Here is a 22,987-nt window from a genome sequence, read left to right as displayed (position 1 = left end):
AGCTAATCCGCATTAGTTTATTTTGGTAGGCGCGATCGAAGGCTTGCAATAAAATCGAGATGGGAACTCATCACTTCTACGTGAATTTCTAATGACATCCCCGCCATTCTTGACGCATGCCATGGTCGCCCTGTCCAGGCTTAAAAAATATTCATCTGTGCCAGGCGGCGATGAGATCGGTGGCACGATTTCCTTGACACGAGCACAAGTTTCAGGCTCATCTGATTCAGAAACTGCGCCCTCCATGGCGGGTAATGGACACAATCTGCATGGATCACCTGGACACAGGCAACCCTTGCATGCCGCCTGTGTTGGCATCGCAATCACGGCCAGCAGCAAGGTAGAAATAAACATGATGACCATTTTAAACTTATCCATCCATTCCATTTTCATAACTTCTCCTGATTCATTTCAGTAATCTTCATTAATATTCTAATCTTGACTGCTCCCCTCTGTAAACGAAGGAGATTCCCAATTCAACGAATCCAACCCGGACGCACCTAAATGCAATCAGGACTTACAGATTCTCCAAGGGCTGACACCGCCAGTCCAGCGGCCAAAACATTACACACAGCGTTGATGTCTCGATCATGAAGTGATCCGCATTCCGGACAAGTCCAGTCGCGCACATTCAAAGGCATCTTGTTTACGGTATGTCCACATCTCGAGCAGCGTTTGCTGCTTGGATACCATCGGTCAATACCCACAAGATTCCGTCCGTACCACAGCGACTTCTATTCTAATTGCCGCACAAATTCACCCCATCCTGCATCGGAAATTGATTTTGCGAGGCAACGATTTTTCTTCATATTGCTAACAGCTAAAGGCGCTACAGCTATAACTTGGTTTTCGTTCACTAACCGTGTTGAGAGTTTGTCTAGAAAGTCTTTACGAGCATCAGCAATGCTTGCATATAGTCGCGCTACTTTCAGTCTGGCCTTTTGTCTGTTGACCGACCCTTTGCGCTTTTTAGATAGCTTGCGTTGCAGCTTAGCCAGCTTGGTTTCATTCTTTCGTAGCGTGTTACGAGATCCAATCTTCTCTCCCCTAGAAAGAATAGCGAAGTGCGTTAATCCTAGGTCGATGCCGACTTTGCCGCTAACCTTTGGCTTTAACGCAACAGCGTCGTCGCAAAGCATGGAAACGTAGTATCGGCCCGCTGAGTCTTTAGAGACCGTTGCAGTAGTTAATTTTGCTGCCTTAGAAAGAGTACGCGACCATCTGATATTTAGTCGATCTTTTATCTTTGCGAGCCTCAGAGACCTGCCGTCCCACTTGAAGGCGCTGGACGTGTATTCAGCCGATTGCTCGTCATGCTTGCGCTTGAATGATGGATATTTGGTTCGTTTGGCAAAAAAATTACCAAATGCCGCTTGCAGGTGACGGAGAGATTGCTGCACAGGAACACTGAAAACTTTGTTCAACCATTCAAACTCAGGCTCTTTTTTTAACCCAGTCAATAAAGAGAAGGTAACATGATACCCGATTCTTTTTTTCTCGGCATACCAAGCATCAGAGCGAACGCGCAACATGCGATTATAGACAAATCTAGCACACCCGAATGTTTGAGCCAGAATAGTTTCTTGCTCAAAAGTTGGGTAAAACCTGAATTTGTATGCGCGCTTCATTTCCATTCACACACTTTAACAGAAATAGGTGAAAAACAGGCTTTAGTATCAACGAAGCTGACTCCCTATCCATCCTCGGCCTTAAGACCGGGGTTTTTCGGAAATTGCGATGATAAAAGACATTTATTCAAAAATAGGGCCATGATCATGCTGCCAAATCATAGGCAGATCAGCCATACCAATAACCCAGATTAAGTGGCGCCTTATCATTCATTCTCGATTGAACATATACTATCTGACACTTCCATGATAAACAGGATATTAATCTTTTTAGAAAACACCTAGATTCGCTACAAAGCACAAAAACATATAAAATACCCGGTTTTCTCAAGTCTTCACCTCAGGTACAATTTTGATCTCTACTGCCAACATCACAATGCAATTTGGGGCCAAGCCCCTGTTTGAAAATGTTTCCGTAAAATTCGGTGACGGTAATCGCTATGGTTTAATTGGCGCAAATGGTTGTGGAAAATCCACATTTATGAAAATCCTTGGCCAAGATCTCGAACCCACTTCCGGCAATATCAATGTTGATAGCGGGGAGCGCGTTGGAAAATTACGCCAGGACCAATTTGCATTCGAAAATCATATGGTCATTGATACAGTCATGATGGGGCATGAAGAACTATGGCGTGTCAAAGAAGAGCGCGACGCCATTTATGCCAATGCGGATGCAACCGAAGCTGATTATATGCATGCTGCCGAACTTGAATCTCAATTTGCTGAGCTGGATGGTTATTCTGCCGAAGCACGGGCGGGCGAATTGTTGCTCGGCGTTGGCATTCCACTCTCTCAGCATCATGGGCTGATGAATGCGATAGCGCCTGGCTTTAAATTACGCGTATTACTCGCGCAAGCCCTCTTCTCCAATCCGGACATCCTCTTATTGGATGAACCCACAAACAACCTGGATATTAATACTATTCGCTGGCTGGAAGGCGTTATTAATACAAGCAAAAGCACCATGATCATTATTTCCCACGATCGACATTTCCTGAATAGCGTTTGTACCCACATGGCTGATCTAGATTATGGCGAAATTCGTATTTATCCTGGGAATTATGACGAATACATGACGGCTTCGACGCAGGTACGTGAACGCATGTTAGCTAATAACGCAAAGAAAAAATCTCAGATCGCCGAATTACAGTCTTTTGTCAGCCGCTTCTCAGCCAATGCATCTAAAGCACGACAGGCCACCAGTCGTGCCCGGCAAATAGAAAAAATTAAATTAGAAGATGTTAAACCTTCTAGTCGCCAATATCCTTATATTCGTTTTGAAGTAGACGAAAGAGATAAACTTCATCGTTTAGCCGTATCCGTACGGAATATTAGCAAAAGCTTCCCTGAAATGAAGCAGCCATTGCTAAATGACTTCAGCATAAACATTGAGGCAGGTGAAAGAATTGCCATCATTGGCCCAAATGGGATTGGCAAAACGACATTATTGCGTTGTCTTGCTGGGGACCTGTCACTTGATGCTGGAGAAATAAAATGGGCGGAAAAAGCAGGCCCCGGCTATTTTGCGCAAGATCATGCAGCTGATTTTGAAATTAAAATGTCACTGACTGATTGGATGACTCAATGGCGACAGGAAAATGATGATGACCAGGCAATACGGAGTGTGCTAGGTAGATTACTATTCTCAGGAGATGAAGTAAAAAAATCGGTCAAAGTGATCTCTGGTGGAGAACAAGGGCGAATGCTTTTTGGTAAACTGATCCTGCAAAAACCGAATGTTCTACTCATGGATGAACCAACCAATCATCTGGATATGGAATCCATTGAATCGCTTAACAGCGCGCTTGAAAAATATACTGGTACCCTGATCTTTATTTCTCACGACAGGGAGTTTGTATCTTCTCTCGCAACACGTATTCTGGAGCTAAAACCGGACGGCATTAATGATTTCAGAGGTAATTATGAAGACTATCTTCACGATCAAGGTATAGAATAATCAATCGTTGTTTATTCCCTGTTTTATCTTTAAAAATAAAACTCAGGATAACCCAGGGATTCATATATCTAGAGACTTTTGCAAAAGCCCTCGCCAGAAGTTTTCGACTATTGATTATAAAGGGTGAATTTTTCAACTATAGGGGTTTTTCAGAGGTCTTATCTAATATCTCAATTCTCTGCCATAACAAACGGAATCGTTTGCTATACTTTCCATATTCAGTAGTGAAGGATGAAAATATATGAGATTTCCTGCAATATTATTTCTGAGTTTAATGTATTTTCCTACAGCTATCGCTGAGAATATTGAGAATCTCCAGCAACGAGCCAGCTTCGCCTATGAACAAATGGTAAAAGCCAAGTATGAAGCTGAACTCTCAGAAAAAGATAATGCTGAGATCGCGGATAAGGTGCGGCGTATCAAACAGCAGTTATTGAAAGTTGAACAGGAAGCTGAAATTACCAGAAAAAAACTCGAACAAGCTAATCTAATAAAAGAACGCGCCATCAATGAATGGAATCGTGCTTCTGAAGTATTGGCGCGTAAATGGGAAGAATCAAAAATGCAGTATTAATTCTGCAATTCTTGCAATTTTAGTATCATCTGTACATGTGGAATTCCGGCCTCTATAAAGCGCTTGCCTGCTATCCTAAATTCAAATTTCTTGTAAAACCGGATTGCATCGATTTGTGCATTAATCACAACATGCTGGAATTTTCTGCTTTGCATTTCCTCTAGCAGTCGTCTCATCAAAGCACTGCCCACGCCATTCTTGCAGCACGGCCATACGGCCAATATGACCATCTGACAGTAGCCTTGCTGTGCCTATAGGCCTCCCGTCCGCAGCAAGCGCAAGCGCATGCAGACTACTGATATCAAACGCGTCCCACTCTAGTTCTGCTGGAATCTGCTGCTCCTTAATAAACACTGCCTCGCGAACAGGTCTTAACAAATGCGCTTCATCTCGCCAGTTTACCAGGCGTATTATAAAAGGAGGCATACCCATTTATTCTATTCCGCAAAATTTCGGTTACACAATAATCATTTGCTCAAAAATAGAGTACGGCGAGCGAATTAATTGGCAGCCCGGTAAACTGCCCTTCTTATCGGGTGCAGGCGACAGAATTATTCTTTGAGATAAAACGATACACCCGCAATATTATACATACCTCTCCGGATTATCTGCTCTCAGAGATTACGCCCTTCATTTCTCATTTCACAGAAGTTTGCAAGCGGCTCATTAATCGAATCATCCACAGCATCTCTATCTATTAAGAAGAACAATCATAAGATCACTTTATCCATAATGATCAACTACCTCACTCCGCTCCAAGACACAAACATGCCAACCTACAATTGCCTCTAATCCCTATTATTTAAACGGATGACGCAATACAATCGTTTCTTCTCGCTCTGGTCCTGTTGAAATCATATCCAGCGGAACCCCACAAACCTCTTCTATACGCTTCAGATAATTCTGCGCGGCCTTTGGTAATTTTTCAAATTGCTTAATTCCTGCTGTATTATCCTGCCAGCCAGGCATTTTTTCATAAATCGGCTCACAACGAGCAAGATCATCAGCACCTACAGGCATGTGTTCGCTATCATTATCACCATTAAACCGATAGCCTACACCTAAATTCAATGTTTCCACGCCATCCAATACATCCAGCTTAGTAATACACAATCCACTAACCCCATTGATCTGGATTGATCGTTTTAATGCCACAGCATCAAACCAGCCACAACGACGCGGGCGTCCCGTCGTTGCGCCAAACTCATTCCCTCTTACAGCCAGATGCTTGCCAATTTCATCATCCAGTTCGGTGGGGAAAGGACCCGCCCCAACGCGGGTAGTATATGCTTTGGTAATACCAAGTACGTAATGCAACATTTGTGGTCCAACACCGCTACCGGGCGCTGCTGCACCGGCGATACAGTTGCTTGATGTAACAAATGGATAAGTACCGTGATCAATATCCAGTAACGCGCCTTGTGCACCCTCGAATAATAAGCTATTGCCCGCCTTATAAGCGTTAAATAATAGCTGCGCTACATCTGCGACCATGGGTTTGATTCGCTCTGCCTGACAAAGCGCTTCATCCATAGTTTTATGAAAATCAATTATAGGTGCTTTAAAATAATGCTTCAGAACAAAATTATGATAATCGAGCATTTCACCCAATTTGGCGGCAAAACGATCTCGGTAAAATAAATCTTGGAGACGTATTGCACGTCGTGCAGCCTTGTCTTCATAGGCCGGACCAATGCCACGTCCTGTTGTGCCAATTTTATCTACGCCCCGGGCAGTCTCACGTGCATTGTCCAGTGCATAATGGCAGGGCAAAATAAGAGGGCAAGCCTCGCTGATTTTGAGCCTTTCACGTACATTAACACCGGCATTTTCAAGCATATCAACTTCTTTCAGTAATGCTTCCGGCGACACCACAACGCCATTACCAATATAGCAAATAACTTTATCGCGTAAAATTCCAGAAGGAATCAGATGTAACACAGTTTTTTTATTATCAATAACCAACGTGTGCCCAGCATTGTGACCACCCTGAAAACGGACCACCCCTTGCGCATGGTCCGTTAACCAGTCAACTACTTTTCCTTTGCCTTCATCACCCCATTGTGTACCAATAACCACAACGTTTTTAGTCATATCCCAAGTCTCTATAATCCGATATCTTAATGAGATCGATTAGATCTCCTCAACAATCCATTTCCCACTACGCAGCACAAGTTGTCTATCACAATCAAGCGTTCGTTTATTATCTTTGTGTCCAGGCAATTCAACTATTACAATTTGACCCGCATCGCGCAATTGTGCGATCATTTTTTCAAGTGCCTTATTATTTTTCCGGCTTGGCGCCAGAATCCCTTTGGGATAAGGATCTGGCTTAATCAATCGGGATAATACCCGCAGATCCATGCTAAAACCGGTAGCCGGGCGTGCCCTGCCAAACGCTTTCCCAATCTCATCGTATCGTCCACCCAAGGCAATTGCATTAGAACAGTCTCTAGCGTAAGCAGCAAACACCATGCCGCTATGATAGTGATAGCCCCGCAAATCAGCCAAATCAAACGCGATGCTATCGACTACTGATTGTAATTCCTTACCAACCGTTTCCAGCTCATCCAGCGCTTTTTTAATCTCAGGATAATCCGGCAATAAATTATATGCATGCGCCAGAATCTTTCTATCACCATATAATTCAGGTAACAATAGTAATGCCTGCTGCGTTCGCTTATTCACATGCCTACCCATACCAGCACATAAATCTTTTAATGCAGGAATATCTTTATCCTGTAATACATTAAATAATTCAGCTTCTATTTCAGGTGGAATACCGGCGTTTCGAATTAGCCCACGAAAAACCGCAACATGGCCAAGATCCAAATGAATTTTATCCAATCCGGAGATTGACAAACAACGCAGCATCAAACGCTGTATTTCTAAATCGCTGTCTAAACCTCTGTGACCATAAAGCTCTGCACCAATTTGGAGCGGTTCACGAGTACGGGTTAACCCTGATGGCGTGGTATGCAGTACGCTACTCGCATAACACAAACGGGTAATACCATCGTAATTTAATAAATGCGCATCGATACGTGCAACCTGTGGTGTCATATCAGCACGCAAACCCATCATCCTACCGCTCAACTGGTCAATCACCTTGAACATGTGCAAATCCATAGCACTGCCACTACCGGTCAGCAAGGATTCAACATATTCCAGCAGCGGCGGAATAACCAACTGATAGCCATGTACCCGCAACATATCGATAATACGACGACGCATCTCTTCAATATGCAACGCCTCTGTAGGCAGAATATCTTCGATATATTCGGGAAGCAGCCAGTTACGCATGTGTATAAATCATAAACTGGTCATATGATGATAAGAAAGACAGGAACCTAACTCAGAATTAAAAGTAATGCCAATCCAATCAGCATTGAGCTCAAACCAATAAAACGTATCTGACCATCTTCAATTTCAGTTAATCTCTTAAAGGTTTCTCGCCAGGTTCGAGGAGACAAGAATGGCATCATACCTTCCAATATCAACATTAATGCAATTGCAATCAGAAAAGTATCCCACATACCGCAATATCTCCAACAAGGTGTCGCTGCACACACGTGCATCTCTAAAACAAAGGCTTGTACATTTCCAATACTATGGAGAGATCCTAGTCAGTAACAATATACATATTGAACAACACTTTCCAGAATCTCTCCACACACTAGATATGGGATATACCTCAAGTATATTCACATTACATGGATTTATAATTCTACTATCCTATTTTCCATTTCCAGATGGATTCTTTAGATATTTGAAAAAATCCGAGGTAGGTTCAAGCACCATCATATCCCCTTTATTTTTAAAGGATTGCTTATAAGCCTCTAAGCTACGATAAAAATCATAGAACTCCGGATTCTTTTCAAAGGCTTCCGCGTAAATAGCTGTCGCCTGACTATCGCCTTCACCCATGGTTTTCTGAGCTTCACGATAAGCTTCGGCCATAATTATCTCGCGCTGACGATCAGCATCGGCACGAATTTTCTCGGATTCCGCAAAACCTGTTGAACGTAATTCATTGGCTACCCGTTTCCGCTCTGCTTCCATCCGGCGATAAACTGATTCACTGACTTCCTGAGGCAAATCTACACGTTTCAAACGGACATCCACAACTTCCACACCAATCTTACGTGCGTCAACGTCTGCTTTCTGACGCATAATCTCCATAATGAGATCCCGTTCTCCTGAAACCACATCATGGACGGTACGATTACCAAATTCATCACGCAAACTGGAGTTAATTGTCTGCTGCAAGCGTGTCTGGGCCAGAGCTTCATCACCCCGTACACTGACATAGTATTGTTTTACGTCTACTATATGCCATTTCACAAACAAGTCTACCAATACGTTCTTTTTCTCTGACGTTATGAAACGCTCTGGTTCTTCTGAATCCATAGTCAGAATTCGTTTTTCAAAAAAACGGACGTTCTGTGCTATCGGAATTTTAAAATACAAACCAGGAGAAGTTTTAACATCAATTACCTCACCCAATTGGAACAAAATGGCCTGCTGCCGCTCATCCACGATGTAAATCGCAGAACTGCCCAGAAAAAATAATGCAACAAGAATACTTAATAATGCTGACTTGATCTTTTTCATCTATCTCATCTCCCGTTCACGGTTACGAAATGACTCTCGTGTACGTATGCTGCTATCAGGTGTAGCCTCCTGTATCGCAGCAGGGGACTGTGCATTGGTTACAGATGATTTTGATGTGGATCCACCCATTTGGATCAACTGATCCAGTGGCAAATATAATAAATTATTTCCACTCTTCTGATCGATGATTACCTTACTGGTATTGGAAAGGACCTGTTGCATCATATCCAGATATAAGCGATCACGCGTCACAGCAGGGGCTTTATCGTACTCAACAAGAACCTGACTAAAGCGACTTGCATCACCCTCTGCATTTGCAATAACACGCTGCTTATAACCTTGCGATTCTTCTAGCAAACGAGCCGCGTTACCTGTCGCTTTAGGTATGACATCATTCGCGTAAGCCTGACCCTCATTTTTTTGTCGCTCCCTATCCTGCCCCGCTTTGACCGCATCATCAAATGCAGCCTGCACCTGTTCTGGTGGTTGTGCGTTTTGCATAGTGACCCGGCTTATCGCAATTCCGATTTTATAACGGTCCAATGTTGCCTGCATTAACTGCGTAGCACTCGCTGCCACCTGTTCACGGCCTTCGTAAAGGACATAATCCATCTTACTTTTACCGATAATCTCACGAATCGCAGTCTCTGCTGCCTGCAGTACTGCATCCTCAGGATCTCGATTAGTAAATAAAAAATTCTCAGGACTATTCAAAATATACTGCACAGCAAATTGAATATCAATGATATTCTCATCATCAGTCAACATCAGAGATTCTTTCAGCACCTTACTTCTGACATTATTTCGATAGCCAATCTCAACGGTGCGAACCTGACTCACGTTCACCAGCTCTACTGTCTCAACCGGGTAAGGTAAATGCCAGCGTAAACCAGCAGGCGTAGTATCGACAAACTGGCCAAATCGTAATACCACACCTCGATGGCCTTCATTCACAATATAGAAACCACTGCCTGCCCACACCACCAGCAATAGTCCAATAATCAATATAATACTGCCGCTACTATATTGCTTAGGACTATTCCCGCGTGATCCGCCGTCGCTTCCGTCACCCTTTCTCTGTCCGAAAATATCGCTGATTTTTTTATTTACATTCCGCAAAACATCATCCAAATCAGGTGGACCAGAATTGCCTTTTTTTCTTCCCCATTGAGGATCGTTTAGTCCCATAATCATTCCCGTTTTGTTCGTTTAAAAATTTACTGCGGCAATAAGCCGCCAGTTACTTTTCCAACATTTATAGATTCCTCGTGGAGCCTTTTTGGATTCCTTGAAATTTCTTCTGCCAATGCCAGTTTAACAAATTTCAAACCTGCGCCGGTTTTTGCGCTTAAACGAATACGTGATATTCTACCATACTCATCCCGCCCGTAATCAGCCTCATCTGCTATTGGCGTGTGCAGATCGATTTTATTAAATACCAAAATTTGTGGAATAGTATCCGCACCAATTTCGCTCAATAATTTATTGACCGCTTCAATTTGTTCTTCCCGATTCGGGCTACACGCATCTACAACATGTAACAGCATATCGGCCTGTATCGTTTCTTCAAGAGTAGCACGAAATGCAGCGACTAACGTATGGGGCAGTTCACGAATAAAACCCACGGTATCGGAAATCACCACTGAATCATCTTTTGAAATAAACAATTTCCGAGTAGTCGTATCAAGCGTTGCAAATAACTGGTCCGCAGCATACGATTGTGCGCCAGTCAACCTGTTAAATAACGTAGACTTCCCCGCATTAGTATAACCAACAATGGAAATCGATAAAATGGGTCCTCGCCGCCTGGATCGTCTTTGGACCTTACGCTGACGCTCAAGTTTTATCAGTCTTTCCTTGAGTAACTTTACACGCTTTCTAATTAACCTTCGATCTGTTTCTAATTGGGTTTCGCCCGGACCACGCAGACCAATTCCTCCTTTCTGTCGCTCTAAATGAGTCCAACCCCGGATTAATCTCGTCGAAAGATGCTCGAGCTGTGCCAGCTCTACCTGTAATTTTCCTTCATGGCTCTTGGCACGTTGTGCAAAAATATCCAGTATCAAACTGGTACGATCTATTACAGAACAATGCAGACGCTGTGATAAATTACGCTGCTGAGCAGGAGACAGTTCATGATTGAAAATTACCAATGATGCGCCCGTTTGTTCTAACACACTGGCTATTTCATCTACCTTACCACTACCAACATAAGTGGTTGGATCTGGGCGGGAACGTTTACCCTCAACAATTGCAAGAATTACCAACTGGTCACTGATCGCTAGTTGCTGTAATTCTTGCAAACGTTCCATATGCATGCCGCTGCCAAAATCAAGACTCACTAATACAACTTCATTAATATAATCAGTAACTTTCGTATCCAAATGCTCAGATATCCCGTATAGCAGTCGTTTCAATGGGAATGGTCACCGCTCTTGCCGGAACCACTGTAGATATTGCATGTTTGTATACCATCTGTGTAACCGAGTTCTTCAACAGCACAACATATTGATCAAATGAATCAATATGTCCTTGCAATTTAATACCATTTACTAAATAAATTGATACAGGTATATGCTCCTTTCGAAGCATATTTAGAAATGGATCTTGCAATAACTGCCCCTTGGTACCCATGGGTAGCTCCCTATTCTAATTATTGGAATAGTGACTCTACTGTATTTTCAAGTGCAAATCCACATTAGATAAGCAGAAACAAAAAAGATCCGATATCTCAACTCCAAATCCGATATCAAAAGGAATTATCTCAACTGCTTTATTATCGGTAGTCAATACAGAAATCACCGAATATTTCAGAATTATCCAGGCCATAATAGATACGGCCTGGATCATCATTAGCAACAATGACAGATATCAACAGCAGATTACATATAATCACTCTGCATTCTGTACTGACTATTCAAATGGTTGTGGTCGAGGCGTTTTATTAGTGGAAGGTGGCAAAATAGGCAACCGGATATTCGGTTGTTTACCTGTCAGTGTTTTCAAGAAGGCCACTATACTCGCCACCTCTTGCTCATTAAAAGTGCGATCTAATTGTAACTTACCCATCGTCGAAACGGCCTCTTCCAATGTGGCAACAGCACCGTCATGGAAATAGGGATAAGTCAGTTCTATATTGCGCAAGGTCGGCACTTTAAAAACATGCAGATCGGTCTCTTTACCAGTAACAGCCTTCCGGCCCTCTGCTTTATTCTCCGTTTTATAGGGAGTATGAATGCCAAATTTCTGATACAGCGTGCCACCAACGGCCGGGCCGTTATGGCAACCAGCACAACCACTGCTCTTAAATAGTTTATATCCTTCCAGTTCGATTTTATTTAATGCCGCCTGATCACCCTCGAGCCATTTATCAAAGCGTGAACCAGGTGTCACCAATGTTTCTTCAAAAGCTGCAATGGCTGTCGTTACTGAATCTATATTAATTTTCTCAGATCCAAAAACCTGTTTAAAATAAGCACGATACTGCGGGATAGAGTCTAAGACTTCTATCGCTAGTTCGTGAGTAAAAGCCATCTCGCCTGGATTAGCAATAGGCCCCCCGGCTTGTTCTTTTAAATCTTTTGCGCGCCCATCCCAGAATTGAGCCAGATTCATGTTCGCATTCAATACGGTTGGCGCATTAATCGGTCCCTGATACCACGCATGGCCGATAGAACTCGGAATATTATCGGTCCCACCCATACTCAAGTTATGACATGAGTTACAAGAAATAAAACCCGATTTTGATAAACGTGGATCAAAAAACAACATCTTCCCCAATTCAACCATTTTCGGATTTTCAGGTTTAACGGCTTTAATGGGTTGAATAGGTTCATTCGCTGACACATGAACCGAGGTGACAATTGCGCCAATCGATAGCAGCGATACAACCAGCATACGCATCATCATTGGAATCTCCTTAAAATACGGCTGTAATGGCGCAGCCGATCACGCCTCATCAGATATTTACGATTCGGAGTCTAGTATTTTCAAGATGGATTGACTGCTCCCCTCCGTAAACGAAGGGGATTCCCAATTCAACGAATCCAACCCGGACGCACCTAAATGCAAACAGGACTTATAGATTCTCCAAGGGCTGACACCGCCAGTCCAGCGGCCAAAACATTACGCGCTGCGTTGATGTCTCGATCATGGATTGATCCGCATTCCGGACAAGTCCATTCACGCACATTCAAAGGCATCTTGTTTACGGTATGCCCACATCCCGAGCAGCGTTTGCTGCTTGGATACCATCGGTCAATACCTACAAGCTCTCGCCCGTACCACAGCGACTTGTATTCTAATTGCCGCACAAACTCACCCCATCCTGCATCGGAAATTGATTTTGCGAGGCAACGATTTTTCTTCATATTGCTAACAGCTAAAGACTCTACAGCTATCACTTGGTTTTCGTTCACTAGCCGTGTTGAGAGTTTATGTAGAAAGTCTTTACGAGCATCAGCAATTCCTGCATGTAGTCGCGCTACTTTCAGTCTGGCTTTTTGTCTATTGGCCGACCCTTTGCGCTTTTTAGATAGCTTGCGTTGCAGCTTAGCAAGCCTGGTTTCATTCTTTCGTAGCGTGTTAGGAGACGCAATCTTCTCGCCCGTAGAAAGAATAGCGAAGTGCGTTAATCCTAAGTCAATGCCGACTTTGCCGCTAACCCTTGGCTTTCGCGCAACAGAGTCGTCGCAAAGCATAGAAACATGGTATCGACCCGCTGAGTCTTTAGAGACTGTTGCAATCGTTAGTTTTGTTGCCTTAGGAAGGGTGCGCGACCATCTGATATTCAGCGGATCTTTCATCTTCGCCAGTTTCAGAGACTTACCGTCCCACTTGAAGGCGCTGGACGTGTATTCAGCCGATTGCTTCTCATGCTTGCTTTTGAATGACGGGTATTTGGCTCGTTTGGCAAAGAAATTACCAAATGCCGTTTGCAGGTGGCGGAGAGATTGCTGCACAGGAACACTGGAAACTTTGTTCAGCCATTCAAATTCAGGCTCTTTTTTTAACTCGGTCAACAAAGAGGAGGTAGCATGATACCCGATTCTTTTTTTCTCGGTATACCAAGCATCAGAACGAACGCGCAACATGCGATTATAGACAAACCGAGCACACCCGAATGTTTGAGCCAGAATAGTTTCTTGCTCAAAAGTTGGGTAAAACCTGAATTTGTATGCGCGCTTAATTTCCATTAACACACTGTAACAGAAATAGGTGAAAAAACAGGCTTTAGTATCAGCGAAGCTGACTCCCTATCCATCCCCGGCCTTAAGACCGGGGTTTTCCGGAAGTTGAGATGATAAATAGTCATTCGATCCACTCGGCAAAACTATCAAATCGGCTGTAAAGATATTGGCGTAGAGAAATCAGATACGCTGATTAGAATATGGGGAATTATCCGCCTTCTTTTGCTGATTTGGCCATCATTTCTCTGGCGACAGAATGATCCTCATGACACCCATGCTTCTGGCGCGGATTTAATTTGAGTAAGCGTGATAACTCGGTCAGCGCCTGCTGATAGACCTCACGTTTAAATTCAACTACTGATTCTAACTCAACCCAGTATTGATTCCATCGCCAGGCATCAAATTCGGGATGAGCACTTCTGCGTAGCGACACATCACTATCGCGTCCCAACAAACGCAGCAAATACCAAATCTGCTTCTGTCCTTTGTAGTTTCCGCGCCACTCACGTCTAATCCAGCGATCCGGCACTTCATAACGCAGCCAATCCCGCGTGCGACCCACAATTTCGACATGATTAGGATGCAAGCCGACCTCCTCCGTGAGTTCTCTGTACATCGCCTGCTCCGGACTCTCACCCGATTTGATGCCACCCTGGGGAAATTGCCAGGAGTTCTGTCTTATACGTTTACCCCAAAAAACCTCATTCCCTGAATTCAGCAGAATAATACCGACATTAGGGCGATATCCATTACGGTCAATCATGTGATTCACCCGTTTGACCCGTCAAATAGTGTGGATTTTTTCATATTTTGCTTCAGATTGAAAGCACCCAAAAAACAAAAACCCATTCTTATCCTATATTGGTTAGTCTTTTTAGCTTCTCATATTTGATATATTCTCAATATCTATGGTAATTAGACTAAACCACACTTAGCTTAGTGTTTCAAGGTAGAATTGCCTCCCCTTTAATATCATCATAATGGAATCAAACATGCGCGTCTCGCAATTTTTTATTTCCACACTAAAGGAAGCTCCAACTGAGGCTGAATTAATCAGTCATAAACTGATGCTGCGTGCAGGATTAATCAGACGCCTGGGTAGCGGACTTTATACCTGGATGCCATTAGGTTTAAGAATACTACGTAAAATCGAGAATATCGTTCGCGAAGAAATGAATAAAAGTGGTGCGATAGAAATGCTTATGCCGGCAATACAACCGGCAGAACTCTGGCAGGAAACAGGAAGATGGGAAGTATTTGGCCCCCAGATGCTAAAAATAAAAGATAGACACAAACATGATTTCTGTTTTGGTCCCACTCACGAAGAAATCATTACGGATATTGCACGGCAGACCATCAAGAGCTATCGTCAACTGCCGGTTAACTTTTATCAGATTCAAACTAAATTCCGTGATGAGATCCGCCCACGCTTTGGCGTCATGCGTGCACGTGAATTTATAATGAAGGATGCTTATTCTTTTCACACCAGTGAATCCAGTCTGGAGCAAAGTTATCAACAAATGTACGATACCTATCATCGTATTTTTACTCGCCTTGGGCTCGATTTTCGTGCGGTGACCGCCGATACGGGCGCAATAGGCGGTAGTGGTTCACACGAATTTCATGTATTGGCCGACTCCGGTGAAGATGTCATTGCATTTTGTCCTGAGTCTAACTATGCCGCTAATATTGAATTAGCTGAAACACGGCCATGCATCAAAATGCGCAGCGCCCCGGGCGAAAAAATACTAAAAATTGCGACACCAAATAAAAAAACCTGTCCGGAAGTCGCCCATTTCCTGAATATGCCTCTGCATCGGATGGTTAAAACACTCGCCGTAACAGCAAATAACAAAATGTTCCTGTTATTGTTGCGAGGGGATCATCAACTGAATGAGTTAAAGGTAAGAAAAATTCCTTTCCTGACTGATTTTCAATTGGCAAGTGAAGAAGCGATTCTCGAAGAGATCGGTTCACGTCCCGGATACATCGGACCGGTTAACTCGGAGATCTGCGTTGTTGCCGATAATGCCGTAATGGAAATGAGTGATTTTGTGTGTGGCGCAAATGAAGCAGGTTTTCACTACACTCATGTTAACTTTGACCGTGACATTCCTATACCTGATCATGTTTTTGATATTCGCAATGTCGTTTCAGGTGACCCCTCACCAGATGAAAAAGGTCAATTAAAGATCTGCCGAGGCATTGAAGTAGGTCATATTTTTAAATTGCGGACTAAATATTCCGGCACCATGAAAGCAAATTATCTGGCTGAATCCGGTCAAACACATGCAATGGAAATGGGTTGTTATGGTATCGGCATATCACGTATCGTAGCCGCAGCTATCGAGCAGAATCATGATGAACGCGGTATCATTTTTCCACAGGCAATTGCGCCATTTCAATTGGTCATTATACCTATCGGCATGAAAAAAAATATTCAGGTAAAAACTGAAGCAGAAAGGCTCTATAAAGAATTCCTGGCAGCCGGAATTGAAGTTCTGCTGGATGACCGTGACGGACGCCCCGGTGTCATGTTTGCTGATATGGAACTGGTTGGTATTTCACATCGCATTGTCATTGGTGAGCGTGGTTTAAAAGAAGCGACTATTGAGTATCAGGGCCGACGCGATAAAGCATCCCAGTCGATTCCGTTAGAAAATATATTTTCTTTCATTACATCTAAAATATGTCCAGATTAACCGGAATCGCCCTATCACTTTTGCTTCCTTTTTCTGTTCAAGCTGGTGACCAGCGGTATGAGCCGCTTGCTGCCAGCACACGTACCGTCATGCAAAAAGCAGTCAGTGACCAGGCAATTCCAGCTCGGGAATTCATAGTTAAGGCTGAGAATAAACAATGGCTTATCACCATGAGCAGCCAACTAAAGACCATCATATCCGATCCACAGGAACGGAATGATTTCCTGAGCACAGTACACTATGAAGCGACACGCGCGGGGCTCGATCCACAGCTGGTACTCAGTGTGATCCAGGTTGAAAGTGGTTTCAAAAAATATGCTGTCTCGGAAGCGGGGGCACACGGCTATATGCAGGTCATGCCTTTCTGGATAGAAACCATCGGCAGCAACGAACACAATCTCTTTCATCTGCGCGTCAATCTGCGTTACGGCTGCACTATCCTGCGGCATTATCTTGACATTGAAAAAGGCGATTATTTTCGTGCGCTTGGCCGCTATAATGGCAGTCTGGGGCAAGCCACGTATCCACAACAGGTATTCAATGCATGGCGCGACACATGGACGTATCATGCTGCAACAGAACCCGACTCAGTAAACGACTATTAACAACAGAGCCATTCAGGTACCCGGAATAAAAAATCAACAGATATAAATCCCTATGGCTTCATGGACATATCATTCTTTAAGCTGTCCACTGATTCCAGCTTTATAAATTCCTCGATATCTTCTCGTGATATTAATCCAAGCTTACGCGCTGCCGGCTGGCCAGCAGGATCAAACAAATAAGTAGTTGGCAACATTGTAATATCATCAATTTGAGAAGCTATTTCTCTGCTACCCAGAACTGTCGGATACGGAATAGCTAACGAATCAACAAAATCCATCACGACTTCTGGATTGGCGTAATCCATTGCAACACCAATGATCATGATATCTTCACGGCTTTCATAGAGTGCAATCAAATCAGGAATTTCTTCCAGGCAAGGGGGGCACCAAGTTGCCCAGAAATTGATCAATACCCACTTACCTTTATAATCAGTCAGCGCGTGTACTTTCCCGGTCTCATCCTTAAGCTGAAATCCTTGTGCGTCGATACCTATTGACAGCAACATGCATAAACAAAATAAGGAGATAAAATTACGTATCGTCATATTGTGGTAAATCGTCTACTGTTATCATTCGGATTATCCATATGCACACGTCACAGCAAGCAATGCAGGATGCTTGATAAAGCAATCCTGCATACCAGCAGCCTATCTAGAACTAAACTTGCGGGTGTGCTTTTTCCAGCTTGCTATGTAATTTATTTAATGCACTGAGGTAGGCTTTCGCAGAAGCTACCACAATATCCGTATCGGCACCATGCCCATTCACAATACGACCTGATTTTTGTAGCCTGACGGTTACCTCACCTTGTGAATCCGTACCGCTGGTGATATTGTTAACTGAGAACAACTGTAGTTCAGCACCACTCGCCAGTATTTTTTCAATCGCGCAGAGTGTTGCATCGACAGGACCGCTACCGCCTGACTCGGCCTGTAGTTCTTCGCCTTCTTCCGCAATAATTATACGCGCATAGGGAATTTCGCCTGTTTCACAATGAACCGTTAACGACAATAACTTATAGCGCTCCTGTAACACCAGCACTTCATCTGAAATTAAAGCATGCAAATCCTCATCAAAAATTTCATGCTTCTTATCCGCTAATTCCTTGAAACGCATAAACGTATTATTCAGTGTTTCTTCAGATTCCAGCTCAATACCTAACTCCATCAGACGTGTACGAAACGCATTTCGCCCGGAATGCTTGCCCAATAACAATTTATTTGTTCCCCAGCCGACATCTTCAGCCCGCATGATTTCATACGTTTCACGATGCTTAAGTACGCCATCCTGGTGAATACCCGACTCATGTGCGAATGCATTGGCACCGACGATGGCTTTATTAGGCTGTACTGGAAAACCCGTAATACCTGAAACCAATTTACTCGCTGGCACAATATGTGTCGTATCGATGCGGGTATCACAAGGAAAATAATCCTGGCGGGTGCGCACTGCCATCACCACTTCCTCAAGTGAGGCATTCCCCGCACGCTCTCCTAATCCATTGATCGTACATTCTACCTGTCGTGCACCATTCATCACCGCTGTCAAGGAATTCGCCACCGCCAGCCCCAGATCGTTATGACAATGAACTGAAAATATGGCTTTATCAGAATTCGGTATACGCTCGCGCAAGGTGCGGATCAGTTGTCCGAATTGTTCGGGCATGGTATAGCCAACCGTATCCGGAATATTCAGTGTCGTTGCCCCCGCATCAATCACCGCTTCCAATATGTAACAAAGAAAATCAGTCTCTGATCGACCCGCATCTTCAGGCGAAAACTCGATATTATCCGTAAATTGCCGTGCCCACTTTACAGCCTTGACTGCCTGCTCAACCACCTGTTCAGGAGACATCCTTAATTTCTTTTTCATATGGATCGGCGAGGTCGCAATAAAGGTATGTATCCGCGCTGATTCCGCGCCCCTCAATGCCTCACCGGTACGCTTGATATCAGTTTCAATTGCTCGCGCCAATCCACACACGACGCTCTGTTTCACTGTATCAGCGACGGCTTTTACTGCATCAAAATCACCATTGGATGCAGCTGGAAAACCCGCCTCAATAACATCGACACCCATGCGCTCTAATTGCCGCGCAATATGTACCTTTTCCTCTTTAGTCATGGATGCACCAGGACTTTGTTCACCATCGCGCAAGGTGGTATCAAAAATAATTAAATGATCTCGCATTACTCTCTCCGCTTTAGGAAGAAAACTGGAAATGGATAAAAATTCAGAGTTTGAATTTTATCGGACAGAAAAAGAAGAATGTGTGGGAGTATTAGCGCGCAAGGCGCAGTAGTACAAACCCCATTGAGCGTAATGGAATTTGTAAAAAAAGAAAGGAGGCTAGTACGTTTATTCTCATTATACGAACGAATATAAATAACTTTCTCTTTTTATGCAATAGCAATTAATCAAGGCGTGGGTATTTCACTATTCTTTTTTGCTTTAACAAATCGCCATAACTTAATGAAATAGCCAGACAAGGCATATACTGCAAACAAGCAAAACAAAACAACAGGCGGGTGGCTTGGGATGACTACAAAAAAGAACAGCACCAACAGCAGCACGGTAAAAAAAGGCACTCTTCTGCGTAAATTGATCTCTTTACCACTATAAAAAGGCAAATTACTGACCATAGTCAGGCCAGCAAATAGGGTGGCTAACCATACTAACCACCTGATATCTGAACCTTCTACCTGAAAATCCAGCATAACCCATACCAGCCCGGCAATTAATGCAGCGGCAGCCGGCGTCGGTAATCCTTGAAAAAAACGTTTATCAATGATATCGATATTTGTATTAAATCGTGCCAACCTTAACGCAGCGCAGGCGCAATAAATAAAAGCGGCGATCCAGCCCCAGTTACCCATATCCTTTAAGGCCCATTCATATACAATCAGCGCCGGTGCAACACCGAATGAAACCATATCGGACATACTGTCATATTCTGCGCCAAATTCGCTCTGCGTATGCGTAAGACGGGCTACTCGGCCATCCAGACCATCCAACACCATCGCAATGAAAATAGCGACTGCAGCCTGCTCAAAGTGCCCATTCATTGCCTGCACAATCGCGTAGAATCCCGCAAAAAGTGCCGCAGTCGTAAACAAGTTAGGTAATAAATAAATACCCCGTCGCCGTAGCCGGGATTTGAGCACAACACGCGTGGAGTATGAGTCAGGCATTATTGATTTGAATAAAAATAAGCGCCACCAAATGATAAATGGATATGAACAAGCAATCAATGGGACCTGTCAGAAAAGCAACCTTTTCTGGCAGGTCATTTCTGTAAAACAATATTTTAAACGAATTCTAAACCAGGTAAAGCAGGCGCAAAACAGCTTTTCCTTACTCGCGTAACTCGGCTAATATCGTCGAGGTCGCGTAAACTTTATCGCCAATATTCACATTAATCTTAGTCTCTAATGGCAGATAGACATCCACCCTTGAACCAAAGCGAATAAAGCCGAAACGCTGGCCGCGCGCAAGGTGCTCCCCTGGATTCGCATGACAAATAATACGCTTTGCAATTAATCCGGCGATCTGCACACAAGTCACATCCGCGCCACTATCTGCCTTTATCCATAAAGCATTTCGCTCATTTTCCAATGAAGCTTTAGGTAAGTCTGCATTAATAAATTTACCTGGAAAATACCATTTATTCTGGATCTCACCATCAACCGGGCTACGATTAGAATGCACATTAAATACATTCATAAACACACTAACCTTGATTGCATCACGATTAAGATAAGGATCCAGTATCTTCTCTACTGCGACGATCCTGCCGTCAGCAGGTGACAAGACCGCATTACGGGCCATCGGCACATCGCGCGCGGGGTCACGAAAAAACTGCAGAATAAAAAAAGTGATCAGCCAAAGCGGCAATGCCCATAGCCAGCCAGCAAAAATATGAACTAACAACGTTACGATAACCGCTGCCGCAATAAAAGGCCAGCCCTCACGGGCAATAATAGGGTGAGGATATGAAGACATAAGTTATTTCTGAGAAAATAAAATGGATCGTAGTAAAGTGATTCGGCGCTGGGTATTACAAAACATATTCCGGTCTCACTAGTTTTTTACTTGATCAACCAGCTTGTTTTTCTTGATCCATGGCATCATATCACGCAATTTTTCGCCAACCACTTCGATTTGGTGTTCGGCAGCCAGCCGACGGCTGGATTTAAGCACAGGCGCACCCGCCTGGTTTTCCAAAATAAACTCACGAGCATATTCACCCGTCTGAATTTCACGCAAAACCCGGCGCATTTCCGCACGAGTCTCTTCAGTAATAATACGAGGACCACGGGAAACATCGCCGTATTCTGCATTATTGGAAATGGAATAGCGCATATTGGCAATCCCGCCTTCATAAATCAGATCCACAATCAGTTTCACCTCGTGCAGGCACTCGAAATAAGCCATTTCAGGTGCATAACCTGCCTCCACGAGTGTTTCAAAGCCGGCCTGAATCAATGCGGTCAGACCACCACACAGTACAACCTGCTCACCGAATAAATCTGTCTCGGTTTCTTCACGGAAATTGGTCTCAATGACACCACCACGCGTTCCTCCGTTCGCCGCAGCGTAAGACAACGCCAGATCGCGTGCTTTACCCGATTTATCCTGATGAACAGCGATCAGTGTCGGCACACCGCCTCCCTGTACATAAGTTGACCGCACCAGATGTCCCGGGCCCTTAGGCGCGATCATAATAACATCCAGATCCTCGCGCGGCGTTACCTGACCATAATGCACATTAAAACCATGGGCAAACGCAAGCGTTGCGTTCTTCTTAAGATTAGGCTCAATCTCAGCTTTATAAACAGCGGCAATCTGCTCATCCGGTAACAGCAGCATCACCACATCCGCACCCTTAACCGCTTGTGCCACTTCTTTGACTGTCAAACCGGCTTTTTTCGCCTTATCCCAGGAGGCACCATCCTTACGTAAACCTACGATGACTTTTACGCCGGATTCATGCAGATTATTCGCATGCGCATGGCCTTGCGAACCATAACCGACTATGGTTACCTTCTTATGTTTAATAAGAGACAAGTCTGCATCTTTATCATAAAAAACTTTCATTATTTTCCTTTTTACTTTTTATATAATCTTGGACAGGAACAAGTGAATGATACCTAGAGAAGGATTTTATGGAGGTACATCACCCCCCCGTTTCTGACCTTACACATTGAATTTATCCAACAAACTATGCCTTCAATATCCGCTCGCCACGACCTATTCCGGAAGCACCGGTACGGACTGTCTCCAGCACCGTACCTTGTTCAATTGCCGCAAGAAACGCATCCAGCTTTGCACTGGTACCGGTTAATTCGATCGTATAGCATTTATCGCTCACATCAATAATACAGCCACGAAAAATATCAGCCAAACGTTTTATTTCATCTCGATCCGCACCAATAGCCCGCACCTTTACCAGCATGAGTTCACGCTCGATATGATTGCCATCGCTCAGATCAAGAACTTTAACCACCTCAATCAGCTTATTGAGCTGTTTGGTCACCTGTTCCAGGACGTCATCTGAACCCACGGTCACTAACGTCATACGTGACAAAGTTGGGTCTTCTGTGGGCGCCACTGAAAGTGACTCAATGTTATAACCACGCGCCGAAAATAAACCCGCCACACGAGATAAAGCACCCGCCTCATTTTCCATTAACAGGGAAATAATATGTCGCATTTCTC

The 22,987-nt window shown here is 43.9% G+C and carries 25 protein-coding genes; 5 read left to right on the top strand and 20 right to left on the bottom strand.

The window, feature by feature from the left end; translation table 11 throughout:
* The first annotated feature begins 91 nt into the window (after window positions 1–91).
* Complete coding sequence (locus BUQ89_RS13715; protein ID WP_178377641.1) at window positions 92–418, top strand: hypothetical protein; 327 nt, start codon at window positions 92–94, stop codon at window positions 416–418.
* A gap of 82 nt (window positions 419–500) precedes the next feature.
* On the opposite strand, the gene BUQ89_RS13910 is transcribed toward BUQ89_RS13715, so the two are convergent.
* Both BUQ89_RS13910 and BUQ89_RS05980 read right to left on the bottom strand, forming a co-directional pair.
* A complete protein-coding gene (locus BUQ89_RS13910; protein WP_281250620.1) occupies window positions 501–728 on the bottom strand; it encodes a zinc ribbon domain-containing protein in 228 nt (75 codons plus the stop codon).
* 6 nt (window positions 729–734) lie between these two features.
* Window positions 735–1,634, bottom strand: coding sequence for an RNA-guided endonuclease TnpB family protein (locus BUQ89_RS05980; protein WP_218146782.1), 900 nt, complete (start codon window positions 1,632–1,634; stop codon window positions 735–737).
* A gap of 346 nt (window positions 1,635–1,980) precedes the next feature.
* Between BUQ89_RS05980 and BUQ89_RS05975 the strand changes: the two genes are divergently transcribed.
* The gene (locus BUQ89_RS05975; protein ID WP_028462398.1) at window positions 1,981–3,585 is read left to right on the top strand and encodes an ABC-F family ATPase; all 1,605 of its coding nucleotides are present in this window, start codon (window positions 1,981–1,983) and stop codon (window positions 3,583–3,585) included.
* A 241-nt stretch (window positions 3,586–3,826) separates the two neighbouring features.
* Window positions 3,827–4,159, top strand: a complete 333-nt coding sequence (locus BUQ89_RS05970) for a hypothetical protein (RefSeq protein WP_028462397.1) — start codon at window positions 3,827–3,829, stop codon at window positions 4,157–4,159.
* Here the strand turns inward: BUQ89_RS05970 and BUQ89_RS14440 are convergent.
* From BUQ89_RS14440 to BUQ89_RS05910, 12 genes are all read right to left on the bottom strand, one after another.
* Window positions 4,156–4,314, bottom strand: a complete 159-nt coding sequence (locus BUQ89_RS14440) for a GNAT family N-acetyltransferase (RefSeq protein ID WP_342742972.1) — start codon at window positions 4,312–4,314, stop codon at window positions 4,156–4,158. The two genes, BUQ89_RS05970 and BUQ89_RS14440, sit on opposite strands and share 4 nt — an antisense overlap.
* Complete coding sequence (locus BUQ89_RS05965) at window positions 4,280–4,585, bottom strand: GNAT family N-acetyltransferase (protein WP_342742971.1); 306 nt, start codon at window positions 4,583–4,585, stop codon at window positions 4,280–4,282. The genes BUQ89_RS14440 and BUQ89_RS05965 overlap by 35 nt, the downstream gene beginning before the upstream one ends.
* A 372-nt stretch (window positions 4,586–4,957) precedes the next feature.
* Window positions 4,958–6,253 carry an adenylosuccinate synthase gene (locus BUQ89_RS05960; protein ID WP_028462396.1) on the bottom strand — a complete coding sequence of 432 codons (1,296 nt, stop codon included), beginning with the start codon at window positions 6,251–6,253 and terminating at the stop codon, window positions 4,958–4,960.
* Between the two features lie 39 nt (window positions 6,254–6,292).
* Window positions 6,293–7,462, bottom strand: a complete 1,170-nt coding sequence (locus BUQ89_RS05955; RefSeq protein ID WP_028462395.1) for an ATP phosphoribosyltransferase regulatory subunit — start codon at window positions 7,460–7,462, stop codon at window positions 6,293–6,295.
* A gap of 47 nt (window positions 7,463–7,509) precedes the next feature.
* The gene (locus BUQ89_RS05950) at window positions 7,510–7,695 is read right to left on the bottom strand and encodes a DUF2065 domain-containing protein (protein WP_028462394.1); all 186 of its coding nucleotides are present in this window, start codon (window positions 7,693–7,695) and stop codon (window positions 7,510–7,512) included.
* A gap of 199 nt (window positions 7,696–7,894) precedes the next feature.
* Entirely contained in the window at window positions 7,895–8,773 is an 879-nt protein-coding gene (gene hflC / locus BUQ89_RS05945) for a protease modulator HflC (protein ID WP_028462393.1), read from the bottom strand.
* Window positions 8,774–9,961: an FtsH protease activity modulator HflK gene (gene hflK, locus BUQ89_RS05940; RefSeq protein ID WP_028462392.1), complete on the bottom strand. Its 1,188-nt coding sequence runs from the start codon at window positions 9,959–9,961 to the stop codon at window positions 8,774–8,776.
* Window positions 9,962–9,990: 29 nt separating this feature from the next.
* Window positions 9,991–11,091 (bottom strand): GTPase HflX, encoded by a 1,101-nt coding sequence (gene hflX / locus BUQ89_RS05935; protein WP_143071292.1) that lies wholly within the window; start codon window positions 11,089–11,091, stop codon window positions 9,991–9,993.
* 70 nt (window positions 11,092–11,161) lie between these two features.
* The gene (gene hfq, locus BUQ89_RS05930; RefSeq protein ID WP_028462391.1) at window positions 11,162–11,407 is read right to left on the bottom strand and encodes an RNA chaperone Hfq; all 246 of its coding nucleotides are present in this window, start codon (window positions 11,405–11,407) and stop codon (window positions 11,162–11,164) included.
* Between the two features lie 279 nt (window positions 11,408–11,686).
* Window positions 11,687–12,682 carry a cytochrome-c peroxidase gene (locus BUQ89_RS05920; RefSeq protein WP_028462389.1) on the bottom strand — a complete coding sequence of 332 codons (996 nt, stop codon included), beginning with the start codon at window positions 12,680–12,682 and terminating at the stop codon, window positions 11,687–11,689.
* Between the two features lie 152 nt (window positions 12,683–12,834).
* Window positions 12,835–13,968 (bottom strand): IS200/IS605 family element RNA-guided endonuclease TnpB, encoded by a 1,134-nt coding sequence (gene tnpB, locus BUQ89_RS05915; protein WP_074202452.1) that lies wholly within the window; start codon window positions 13,966–13,968, stop codon window positions 12,835–12,837.
* A gap of 202 nt (window positions 13,969–14,170) precedes the next feature.
* Window positions 14,171–14,725: an RNA pyrophosphohydrolase gene (locus BUQ89_RS05910; RefSeq protein ID WP_028462388.1), complete on the bottom strand. Its 555-nt coding sequence runs from the start codon at window positions 14,723–14,725 to the stop codon at window positions 14,171–14,173.
* 229 nt (window positions 14,726–14,954) lie between these two features.
* Here BUQ89_RS05910 and BUQ89_RS05905 point away from each other — a divergent pair, with 229 nt between their 5' ends.
* Together BUQ89_RS05905 and BUQ89_RS05900 are read left to right on the top strand one after the other, a co-directional pair.
* A complete protein-coding gene (locus tag BUQ89_RS05905) occupies window positions 14,955–16,664 on the top strand; it encodes a proline--tRNA ligase (protein WP_028462387.1) in 1,710 nt (569 codons plus the stop codon).
* Window positions 16,652–17,269, top strand: a complete 618-nt coding sequence (locus tag BUQ89_RS05900) for a lytic transglycosylase domain-containing protein (RefSeq protein ID WP_028462386.1) — start codon at window positions 16,652–16,654, stop codon at window positions 17,267–17,269. The genes BUQ89_RS05905 and BUQ89_RS05900 overlap by 13 nt, the downstream gene beginning before the upstream one ends.
* Before the next feature lie 50 nt (window positions 17,270–17,319).
* Here the strand turns inward: BUQ89_RS05900 and BUQ89_RS05895 are convergent, their stop codons facing one another.
* The 6 genes from BUQ89_RS05895 to ilvN form a co-directional block, all read right to left on the bottom strand.
* Window positions 17,320–17,775 (bottom strand): TlpA family protein disulfide reductase, encoded by a 456-nt coding sequence (locus BUQ89_RS05895; protein WP_245812915.1) that lies wholly within the window; start codon window positions 17,773–17,775, stop codon window positions 17,320–17,322.
* Between the two features lie 151 nt (window positions 17,776–17,926).
* Window positions 17,927–19,459 (bottom strand): 2-isopropylmalate synthase, encoded by a 1,533-nt coding sequence (locus tag BUQ89_RS05890; protein ID WP_028462385.1) that lies wholly within the window; start codon window positions 19,457–19,459, stop codon window positions 17,927–17,929.
* Window positions 19,460–19,686: 227 nt separating this feature from the next.
* Entirely contained in the window at window positions 19,687–20,460 is a 774-nt protein-coding gene (pssA, locus tag BUQ89_RS05885; RefSeq protein WP_028462384.1) for a CDP-diacylglycerol--serine O-phosphatidyltransferase, read from the bottom strand.
* 163 nt (window positions 20,461–20,623) lie between these two features.
* Window positions 20,624–21,271, bottom strand: coding sequence for a phosphatidylserine decarboxylase (locus tag BUQ89_RS05880; RefSeq protein WP_028462383.1), 648 nt, complete (start codon window positions 21,269–21,271; stop codon window positions 20,624–20,626).
* Window positions 21,272–21,349: 78 nt separating this feature from the next.
* A complete protein-coding gene (gene ilvC, locus BUQ89_RS05875; protein WP_028462382.1) occupies window positions 21,350–22,366 on the bottom strand; it encodes a ketol-acid reductoisomerase in 1,017 nt (338 codons plus the stop codon).
* 124 nt (window positions 22,367–22,490) lie between these two features.
* Window positions 22,491–22,982 carry an acetolactate synthase small subunit gene (gene ilvN / locus BUQ89_RS05870; protein ID WP_028462381.1) on the bottom strand — a complete coding sequence of 164 codons (492 nt, stop codon included), beginning with the start codon at window positions 22,980–22,982 and terminating at the stop codon, window positions 22,491–22,493.
* Window positions 22,983–22,987 lie beyond the last annotated feature (5 nt).

This window comes from Nitrosomonas cryotolerans ATCC 49181 (assembly GCF_900143275.1).
Classification (GTDB): domain Bacteria; phylum Pseudomonadota; class Gammaproteobacteria; order Burkholderiales; family Nitrosomonadaceae; genus Nitrosomonas; species Nitrosomonas cryotolerans.
Note: the sequence above shows the minus strand (reverse complement) of the source record. Positions and strands in the feature narration are given on the sequence as shown.

Bases quoted from the DNA above. Each gene is read 5' to 3' on its own strand.
- BUQ89_RS05910 (WP_028462388.1), bottom strand. From the start codon at position 14,725: ATGATTGACCGTAATGGATATCGCCCTAATGTCGGTATTATTCTGCTG.
- BUQ89_RS05955 (WP_028462395.1), bottom strand. From the start codon at position 7,462: ATGCGTAACTGGCTGCTTCCCGAATATATCGAAGATATTCTGCCTACA.
- BUQ89_RS05980 (WP_218146782.1), bottom strand. From the start codon at position 1,634: ATGGAAATGAAGCGCGCATACAAATTCAGGTTTTACCCAACTTTTGAG.
- ilvC (WP_028462382.1), bottom strand. From the start codon at position 22,366: ATGAAAGTTTTTTATGATAAAGATGCAGACTTGTCTCTTATTAAACAT.
- hfq (WP_028462391.1), bottom strand. From the start codon at position 11,407: ATGGGTACCAAGGGGCAGTTATTGCAAGATCCATTTCTAAATATGCTT.
- tnpB (WP_074202452.1), bottom strand. From the start codon at position 13,968: ATGGAAATTAAGCGCGCATACAAATTCAGGTTTTACCCAACTTTTGAG.
- BUQ89_RS05960 (WP_028462396.1), bottom strand. From the start codon at position 6,253: ATGACTAAAAACGTTGTGGTTATTGGTACACAATGGGGTGATGAAGGC.
- BUQ89_RS05965 (WP_342742971.1), bottom strand. From the start codon at position 4,585: ATGCCTCCTTTTATAATACGCCTGGTAAACTGGCGAGATGAAGCGCAT.
- hflC (WP_028462393.1), bottom strand. From the start codon at position 8,773: ATGAAAAAGATCAAGTCAGCATTATTAAGTATTCTTGTTGCATTATTT.
- hflK (WP_028462392.1), bottom strand. From the start codon at position 9,961: ATGGGACTAAACGATCCTCAATGGGGAAGAAAAAAAGGCAATTCTGGT.
- hflX (WP_143071292.1), bottom strand. From the start codon at position 11,091: ATGCATATGGAACGTTTGCAAGAATTACAGCAACTAGCGATCAGTGAC.
- BUQ89_RS05950 (WP_028462394.1), bottom strand. From the start codon at position 7,695: ATGTGGGATACTTTTCTGATTGCAATTGCATTAATGTTGATATTGGAA.
- BUQ89_RS05970 (WP_028462397.1), top strand. From the start codon at position 3,827: ATGAGATTTCCTGCAATATTATTTCTGAGTTTAATGTATTTTCCTACA.
- BUQ89_RS13715 (WP_178377641.1), top strand. From the start codon at position 92: ATGACATCCCCGCCATTCTTGACGCATGCCATGGTCGCCCTGTCCAGG.
- BUQ89_RS05900 (WP_028462386.1), top strand. From the start codon at position 16,652: ATGTCCAGATTAACCGGAATCGCCCTATCACTTTTGCTTCCTTTTTCT.
- pssA (WP_028462384.1), bottom strand. From the start codon at position 20,460: ATGCCTGACTCATACTCCACGCGTGTTGTGCTCAAATCCCGGCTACGG.
- BUQ89_RS14440 (WP_342742972.1), bottom strand. From the start codon at position 4,314: ATGCAAAGCAGAAAATTCCAGCATGTTGTGATTAATGCACAAATCGAT.
- ilvN (WP_028462381.1), bottom strand. From the start codon at position 22,982: ATGCGACATATTATTTCCCTGTTAATGGAAAATGAGGCGGGTGCTTTA.
- BUQ89_RS05890 (WP_028462385.1), bottom strand. From the start codon at position 19,459: ATGCGAGATCATTTAATTATTTTTGATACCACCTTGCGCGATGGTGAA.
- BUQ89_RS05905 (WP_028462387.1), top strand. From the start codon at position 14,955: ATGCGCGTCTCGCAATTTTTTATTTCCACACTAAAGGAAGCTCCAACT.
- BUQ89_RS05895 (WP_245812915.1), bottom strand. From the start codon at position 17,775: ATGTTGCTGTCAATAGGTATCGACGCACAAGGATTTCAGCTTAAGGAT.
- BUQ89_RS05920 (WP_028462389.1), bottom strand. From the start codon at position 12,682: ATGATGATGCGTATGCTGGTTGTATCGCTGCTATCGATTGGCGCAATT.
- BUQ89_RS05880 (WP_028462383.1), bottom strand. From the start codon at position 21,271: ATGTCTTCATATCCTCACCCTATTATTGCCCGTGAGGGCTGGCCTTTT.